Annotated in this window: 8 protein-coding genes and 1 pseudogene; 8 read left to right on the top strand and 1 reads right to left on the bottom strand. The window is 66.3% G+C overall.

Going from position 1 to position 7,139, the window contains the following annotated elements; all coding sequences use genetic code 11:
- Nucleotides 1–154: 154 nt before the first annotated feature.
- The 6 genes from VW23_RS27650 to nagA all read left to right on the top strand — a co-directional run bounded on the left by VW23_RS27650 (nucleotide 155) and on the right by nagA (nucleotide 5,587).
- A complete protein-coding gene (locus VW23_RS27650) occupies nucleotides 155–1,018 on the top strand; it encodes a carbohydrate ABC transporter permease (RefSeq protein WP_244513754.1) in 864 nt (287 codons plus the stop codon).
- Nucleotides 1,015–1,890 carry a carbohydrate ABC transporter permease gene (locus VW23_RS27645; RefSeq protein WP_069912692.1) on the top strand — a complete coding sequence of 292 codons (876 nt, stop codon included), beginning with the start codon at nucleotides 1,015–1,017 and terminating at the stop codon, nucleotides 1,888–1,890. Before VW23_RS27650 ends, VW23_RS27645 begins: the two co-directional genes overlap by 4 nt.
- Nucleotides 1,887–2,765: an ROK family protein gene (locus VW23_RS27640; protein ID WP_069912691.1), complete on the top strand. Its 879-nt coding sequence runs from the start codon at nucleotides 1,887–1,889 to the stop codon at nucleotides 2,763–2,765. Before VW23_RS27645 ends, VW23_RS27640 begins: the two co-directional genes overlap by 4 nt.
- The gene (locus tag VW23_RS27635; RefSeq protein ID WP_069912690.1) at nucleotides 2,758–3,504 is read left to right on the top strand and encodes a GntR family transcriptional regulator; all 747 of its coding nucleotides are present in this window, start codon (nucleotides 2,758–2,760) and stop codon (nucleotides 3,502–3,504) included. Before VW23_RS27640 ends, VW23_RS27635 begins: the two co-directional genes overlap by 8 nt.
- A 24-nt stretch (nucleotides 3,505–3,528) precedes the next feature.
- Nucleotides 3,529–4,323, top strand: coding sequence for a sugar isomerase domain-containing protein (locus tag VW23_RS27630; RefSeq protein ID WP_069912689.1), 795 nt, complete (start codon nucleotides 3,529–3,531; stop codon nucleotides 4,321–4,323).
- A gap of 139 nt (nucleotides 4,324–4,462) precedes the next feature.
- A complete protein-coding gene (gene nagA / locus VW23_RS27625; RefSeq protein ID WP_069912688.1) occupies nucleotides 4,463–5,587 on the top strand; it encodes an N-acetylglucosamine-6-phosphate deacetylase in 1,125 nt (374 codons plus the stop codon).
- Nucleotides 5,588–5,735: 148 nt separating this feature from the next.
- On the opposite strand, the gene VW23_RS27620 is transcribed toward nagA, so the two are convergent.
- Complete coding sequence (locus VW23_RS27620; protein ID WP_141728531.1) at nucleotides 5,736–6,014, bottom strand: hypothetical protein; 279 nt, start codon at nucleotides 6,012–6,014, stop codon at nucleotides 5,736–5,738.
- 130 nt (nucleotides 6,015–6,144) lie between these two features.
- On the opposite strand from VW23_RS27620, the gene VW23_RS27615 reads away from it, so the two are divergent.
- Nucleotides 6,145–6,957 (top strand): BtpA/SgcQ family protein, encoded by an 813-nt coding sequence (locus VW23_RS27615; protein WP_069912686.1) that lies wholly within the window; start codon nucleotides 6,145–6,147, stop codon nucleotides 6,955–6,957.
- Nucleotides 6,957–7,139, top strand: a pseudogene (locus tag VW23_RS27610) (M42 family peptidase); the annotation flags it as partial. The gene VW23_RS27615 and the pseudogene VW23_RS27610, both read left to right, overlap by 1 nt.

Below are 7,139 nucleotides of genomic sequence, written 5' to 3'. Positions count from 1 at the left end.
CCCATTCCCATCGCGGCCAACGGCACGGTCGCGGCGGCTCCATCGTCTCCCTCCCCCTTGCGGGGAGGGGACAGGGGTGGGGGTATCTTTGAGCACCGAAGTTAGAGACGAACTCTTACCTATGACTTCAACTCAGCACCGATCAGCGGTCTTCATGCTGGCGCCCGCGACCGGGTTGCTGGCGGTTTTCATCATCATCCCGATGCTGCTGACGATCTGGCTCAGCTTTCAGAACTGGTCGACCCAGACCGGGTTCGAGACGGCGACGTTCGTCGGCGTGCAGAACTTCATCGATATCTTCGCCAACAATTCGGTGGGCCGCGACTTCAAGGCGGCGCTGGTCAATACCGCGCTCTACACGGTGGGGTCGGTGGCGATCATCCTGCCGCTGTCGGTGCTGCTGGGGCTGCTGGTGCACCAGAAGATCGCGCCGGGCGGGGTGTTTCTCCGCACCGTGCTGTTCTCCACCTACATGGTGCCGATGATCGCGGTGGCGCTGGTGTTCTCAAAGCTCTATTCACCGACCGAAGGGCCGCTGAACCAGATCCTCGGCTGGGTCGGTATCCCGCCGCAGACCTGGCTGAGCGCGCCACAGACAGCCTTGTTCTCGATCGTCATCCTCAATGTCTGGCAGCAGGTCGGCTATTTCACCGTGCTGGCGGTGGCCGGGCTGACGCAGATCCCGGATTCGCTTTACGAGGCGGCCAAGATCGACGGCGCCAACCCGATCCAGCGCTTCTTCGCCATCACCCTGCCCTTGCTCGGCAACACGCTGCTGTTCTCGTCGGTGATCGCCATCATCAATGCCGTGCAGGTGTTCGAGCCGGTGGCGCTGATCACCCAGGGCGGGCCGGTGAATGCCACCAACGTGCTCACCTATCATATCCGTCGTGTCGGCATCGAACGCGCCCAGGGCGGGCTCGGCTCGGCCATGGCGGTGACGCTGATGCTGGCGCTGGTCGTCGCGATCGCGCTGCTGTTCGCCTTCGCCCGTTCGCGGGAGGCAAAATCCGCATGACCACCGCAGGTGCAGACCGCCGCCCACTCGAGGGCCCGCGCTTCAAGGCAACGCCGGCCAGTGCGCTGCTGGTGCTGGTGATCATCGTCGTCGCGGTGATCGCCGCGTTTCCGCTGGCCTGGATGATCCTCACCAGTCTCAAGACGCCGCAGGAGACGATGCAGGTGCCGCCGGTATGGCTGCCGGGCGCACCCAATCTCGACGCCTACACGCAGGTGGCCGAGGTGGTGAGCCTCGGGCGCTCGTTCCTCAACTCGGCGGTGATCGCGGTGGTCACGACGCTCGCCATCATCGTCACCAGCCTGATGGCCGGGTACGCCTTCGCCAAATACGAGTTCCGCTACAAGGAAGCGCTGTTCGCGCTGTTGATCGCGACGATGTTCCTGCCGCCGATCGTGACGCTGATCCCGCTCTATCGGATCACCGGCTATCTCGGGCTCAACGCCAGCCTCGCCGGGGTGATCGTCCCCAACCTCGCCAATGCCTTTGGCATTTTCCTGATGCGCCAGTTCATCAAGGGCGTGCCGAACGAGCTGATCGAGGCGGCACGAGTGGATGGCGCTTCGGAATTGCGCGTGCTGTTCCAGATCGTCGCGCCGGCGGTGATGCCGGCCATCGCGGCGCTGGTGCTGTTCGCCTTCGTCTACCACTGGAACAGCTACCTGTGGCCACTGACGGTGCTGCAGGGGAGCGCCGACCAGTACCCGATCGTCATCTCGCTCTCGCGGCTCCTCAGCTACAACCGCGGCGCCATGAATACCGGCCTGGTGATGGCCGGAGCCACACTCGCGGTGCTGCCGCCGGTGCTGCTGTTCGTGATCCTGCAGCGCTTCTTCGTCGATTCCGTCGTCAGTTCGGGGGTGAAAGGATGAGCACAATCCTTGCCATCGACCTCGGCGGCACGCGCTTCCGCGCCGGCGTCGCCGATCTGGGCGATCCGGTAGCCGTGCGCGCGGTGGGCGAATGGGCGGCGCCGCAGACGCTCGCGGCGTTCATGGAGCTGTTGAGGCAGCAACTGAGCGCGCACCGGGCGACGCGGCTGGGCCTCGGCATTCCGGGGCTGGCGCAGGGGACGGTGTGCCGCTGGGTGCCCAATCTCGGCTATCTCGACGGGCTCGACCTCGCGGCGGAGCTGCCGGGGGTTTCGGTGGGACTCGGCAATGACGCGCAGTTCGCGCTCCTGGCCGAGGTCTCGGCCGGCTCGGCCAAGGGGCTGGAAGACGCGATCCTCCTCGCCATCGGCACCGGCATCGGCTCGTCCGTGCTGGCGGGTGGCCGGATCGTCGCCGGCAATGGCGGCGCCGCCTGTTCGTTCGGCTGGGCGGTGGCAGACCTCAATGACCCGGGCGAGGACCGCAGCGGCTGGCTGGAGCGGCAGGCTTCGGGCCGGGCGCTCGATGCGGCCGCGCAGTCGATCGGGCTGGCCGACGGCGCGACACTGGTGCGGGCAGCGCGCGGGCGCGACGCTGCAGCCGTCGATGCGCTGCGACCGCCCATGCAGGCGCTCGGGACGGCGCTCGCGGGCGCGGTTGCACTGCTCGCGCCTGAGGCCATCATCTTCGCGGGCGGCGTCGCGGCATCGTTGGATGTGCTGAGGCCGCTCCTATTGCCGGCGCTGCACCGGCAACTGCCACCACATCTGAGAGCAATCGATATCCGCCCCGGACAGTTCGGGCCGCAGGCGGGACTGGTGGGCGCAGCATTTGCCGGCGCCTATGGGCCGAACTGGAGGAATGGGCATGGATGAACCACAAGGTCTCATAAAGCCCGATCGGCGGCGGCCGGAGCCGCTGTGGCATCAGGCCGAAATGGCGCTGCGCGAACTGGTCGAGCGCGGCGAATGGAGCTCGGGCATGCAGATCCCCAACGAGGATCGGCTCGGGGAAATGCTGGGCATTTCGCGCATCACGCTGCGCCATGCGCTGCGCAACCTCGAGGAAGCGGGGCTCTTACGGCGCGAGCATGGGCGCGGCACGTTTGTGCGGTCAGCCACCGTCGTCGCCGGCGTGCGCGGGCTCACCAGCTTCACCGACGAGATGAAGTCGCTGTCGCTGCAGGCAGGCACCCGGCTGATCGAAGCCAATCGCGTGCCGGCCGATGAAGAGATGGCCGATGCGCTGGAGATCGCGATCGGCGATCCCGTGGTGCAGCTCAAGCGCCTCCGGCTCGGTAACGGCATGCCGATCGGCATCCAGACCAGCCACCTGCCCGAGGCACGGGTGCCCGGGTTGCTGGAAGACGCGACCAACGTGCAGTCGCTCTATGGCTGGCTGAAGGAGCACTGCGGCATCACCCCGGTGAAGGCCAAGGAAGTCTACCGCGTCGGCAGCGTCGCCGCCGCGGATTCCGAACTGCTGCAGCTTACGGCGGGGACGCCGGCCTTCGAGGTCGAACGCATCGCCTATGACGCGAGGGGGCCGTTCGAATACGCCCTCTCCACCATGCGGGCGGACCGCTACGAGATCCGCTCCACCCTCTACGTGTAACGCTTTGTTCTGAAAGGCAAACCCATGTCTACCCTCTATATCAGCAAGCTCGTGAAGATCGCCGAGGCGGCGGCCACGGCGAATGCCGACGCCTTCGACAAGGCCTCGTCCGCGGTCGCGGAAACCCTCGCCAACAAGGGCCTGGTGCATCTCTACGGTTCGGGCCATTCGGTGCTGCCGGTGCAGGAAACCTACCCGCGCTACGGCTCCTATGTCGGCTTCAACCCGCTGACCGACCCGCGCGTCATGTGGCACAACATCCTCGGCGCCGGCGGCGTGCGAGAACTGCTCTGGCTCGAGCGCACCGAAAAGTACGCGGAAAAGTTCCTCGACCATCAGCCGCTGAACGCCGGCGACACCATCGTGATCTTTGGCCATTCCGGCTCCAACGCCTCGGGCATCGATACGGCGCTTTACGCAAAGGAGCGTGGGCTGACGGTGATCGCCATCACGGCGCAATCCAATGCCGGCAAGCCCGCTACGCACTCGTCGGGCAAGCGCCTGCCGCATGCCGCCGACATCGTCATCGATACCGGCTCGCCGGTGGAAGATGCGATCGTCAACATCAAGGGCTGGTCGCGTCCGGTGGCCGGTTCCTCGACGGTGCTTGCCATGATGATGATGCATGAGCTGCTGGCCGAGAGCGCGCAGAAGCTCGCCGACCGCGGCATCGAGCTGCCGGTGTTTGCGTCCCCGACCATCCCGGGCGTAACGCTGCACGACACCGACATCATCTACGGCCAGTACCGCGAGCGCATGCTGGAAGCCCAGCAGAAGCACCTGCCGCAGTTCAAGAAGTCCATGGCCAAAGAAGGCTGATCCTTCGAGAATCTATGGCTTGGCGCCCCTCACCCTAACCCTCTCCCCAGAGGGGAGAGGGGACGCATTTTGCACGGGCATTGCCACATCGCCCCCTCTCCCCGCTGGGGAGAGGGTCGGGGTGAGGGGAAGTTTCAATATGATCGGCCTAACCGCCTATACCGGCGCCCGCATCTTCGATGGCGAGACGTGGCACGACGATGCGGCGCTCGTCGTCGCTGACGGCGTCGTCCACTCCATCGGTGCCGCTCCGGCTGATGCCAGGCACGTGCCCCTCGATGGCGGGGTGCTGGCGCCCGGGCTGATCGATCTGCAGGTGAACGGCGGTGGCGGACAACTGATCGGGCCGGGAACCACCGCGAACGACTTGGGCGTGATCTGCGCCACGCACCGTGCATTCGGGGTGACCGGGCTTCTGCCGACGCTGATCACCGACACGGCCGCGGTCACAGACGCGGTGCTGGCGGCCGGAGCCGAGGCGGCGCGGCGGCAGGTGCCGGGTTTTCTCGGGCTGCATCTCGAGGGGCCGCATTTATCGCTGGCGCGCAAGGGTGCGCATGATCCGGCGCTGATCCGGCCAATCGACGAGGCGGATCTGGCGCGGTTGGAACGGGCGCGTAGCGCCCTGCCCCATCTGCTGGTGACCGTGGATGCCGAGACGGTAACGCCGGAGCAGATTGCCCGGCTGGTGCGTGCAGGGATCGTCGTCAGCATCGGGCATTCGGATGCCTCGTTCGAGATGACCTCGGCGGCGATCCGGATGGGTGCGAGCATGGCGACGCATCTGTTCAATGCGATGAGCCAGATCGGCAACCGCGACCCCGGCGTGGTGGGCGCGGCGCTGCACCACGGCAGCGTGTGGGGTGGGTTGATCGCCGACGGCATTCATGTGCACCCAGCGACGCTGCGGCTGGCGCTGCGGGCCAAGACCGGGCCGGGGCGGATCTTCCTCGTGTCGGATTCGATGTCGCAAGCCGGCACCGACCTGAGAAGTTTTTCGCTCAACGGACGAACGATCTACCGCCAGGACGGGGCGCTGCGGCTCGGCGACGGCACGCTGGCCGGGGCCGACCTGACACTCGATGCGGCGGTGCGGTACATGCACTTCAAGTTCGGGCTGGAGCTGGGTGAGTGCCTGAGGATGGCGTCGCTCTATCCAGCACAGGCGATCGGGGCGAACGGGTTGGGGCGATTGGTCCCCGGAGCCGAAGCTGATTTCGTGTGGCTGGATAGCGGGCTGAAGCCTCGCGTTTTGCCTCGATAGAACCTCATCCACTGCGTCACCCCGGCGAAGGCCGGGGCCCATCCTGAGGTGCTTGGTATTTCGCGTAAGACTGCTCCATCTCAGGATGGGTCCCGGCCTTCGCCGGGATGACATCGAGGTTGTGGAACGTTCTGGCCTGCCACAGGGCCTACTCCCGAAAACTGTAGCGCGGGGCGGTTTCGGGGCGCAGCAGGATAGCGCGCAGGTCGCTGTCACCGGCGGCGTAGTCGACAGTCTCGGCCGGCGGCTTCGACATGGCCTGCACCCCGATCCAGCCGGCGATCAGCACGCCGACGAGAATGCCGGCGCCGGTGAAGCGGTACTTGCGGGCGCGTTTGGCGATCCGTCCGGGCAGCAACAGCAGCCAGACCACGGGGATCAGCAGGAGGAGGAAGAGCAGTTCCATCTCGGGGAACCTCGCACTCATTCCCGCATACTCTACCGGATTGTGGTTAAGGATTGGTGTGGAGCGGGCTTCCGACCCTCTAGCGAGCCGTAGACGCCGGGCTTTGCCGCTGCTACGCATAGGCGTCTAGTAAAGCGGTTTACAAAAAACAATGACAAGCAAATTCAAGACGGTGTTCGGCGACAAGAAGCCAGTGATTGCCATGGTGCATCTGGGGGCGCTGCCGGGCGCGCCGCTGCACGACTACGAGGGGGGCGTGGAGGCCATCGTCGAGGGGGCCCGCAAGGATCTCGTGGCGCTGCAGGCCGCCGGGTTCGATGCCGTGATGTTCGGCAACGAGAATGACCGGCCGTATGAATTCAAGGTCGACACCGCCTCGACCGCGACCATGGGTTACGTGATCGGGCGGTTGCGCTCGGAGATCAGCGTGCCGTTCGGCGTCAACGTCCTGTGGGACCCGGAGAGCTCGATCGCGCTGGCGGCGGCCACCGGCGCGCGCTTCGTGCGCGAGATCTTCACCGGTACCTATGCCTCGGACATGGGCCCGTGGACGCCGGATGCCGGCAAGGCGATGCGCTATCGCGACCGGCTGGGCCGCCAGGATCTGGCGCTGCTCTACAACGTCTCGGCCGAGTTCGCCTATTCGCTGGACCAGCGGCCGCTGAGCGACCGGGCCCGCAGCGCGGTGTTCTCGTCGATCCCCGATGCAATCCTGGTTTCCGGCGCCATCACCGGCGAAGCGGCCAAGATGGTCGACCTCGAAGCGGTGAAGAGGGCGCTGCCGACCACGCCGGTGCTGGCCAATACCGGCGTGAAGCACGCGACGGTCGCGGACGTGCTTGATGTGGCCGACGGCTGCATCGTCGGCTCGTCGCTGAAGGTCGATGGCGACACCTGGAAGGCAGTGGATGCCGACCGGGCGGCCGAGTTCATGCGGCTGGTCCGCTCGGCGCGGGGGTATTGATGAGCCTCAAGCAATGGGTGATCGACCTGATGCTCATTCCCGGGCTCTCCGGCTATGAGGGACGGGTCCGCAAGTATCTGAAGGCAGCGATGGCGGGGCTGGGGATCACCTCGACCACCGACCGGCTGGGCAACCTGATCGCGACGCTGCCGGGCGACAAGGGCGCGCCCAGCGTCATGCTG

Source organism: Devosia insulae DS-56 (genome assembly GCF_000970465.2).
GTDB classification, from domain to species: Bacteria; Pseudomonadota; Alphaproteobacteria; order Rhizobiales; family Devosiaceae; genus Devosia_A; species Devosia_A insulae.
The sequence above is the reverse complement of the archived record's forward strand: the minus strand, read 5'-3'. Positions and strand labels throughout refer to the sequence as shown.

Coding starts and splice junctions, on each gene's coding strand:
- VW23_RS27650 (WP_244513754.1), top strand. CDS start 155: ATGCTGGCGCCCGCGACCGGGTTGCTGGCGGTTTTCATCATCATCCCG.
- VW23_RS27645 (WP_069912692.1), top strand. CDS start 1,015: ATGACCACCGCAGGTGCAGACCGCCGCCCACTCGAGGGCCCGCGCTTC.
- VW23_RS27640 (WP_069912691.1), top strand. CDS start 1,887: ATGAGCACAATCCTTGCCATCGACCTCGGCGGCACGCGCTTCCGCGCC.
- VW23_RS27635 (WP_069912690.1), top strand. CDS start 2,758: ATGGATGAACCACAAGGTCTCATAAAGCCCGATCGGCGGCGGCCGGAG.
- VW23_RS27630 (WP_069912689.1), top strand. CDS start 3,529: ATGTCTACCCTCTATATCAGCAAGCTCGTGAAGATCGCCGAGGCGGCG.
- nagA (WP_069912688.1), top strand. CDS start 4,463: ATGATCGGCCTAACCGCCTATACCGGCGCCCGCATCTTCGATGGCGAG.
- VW23_RS27620 (WP_141728531.1), bottom strand. CDS start 6,014: ATGAGTGCGAGGTTCCCCGAGATGGAACTGCTCTTCCTCCTCCTGCTG.
- VW23_RS27615 (WP_069912686.1), top strand. CDS start 6,145: ATGACAAGCAAATTCAAGACGGTGTTCGGCGACAAGAAGCCAGTGATT.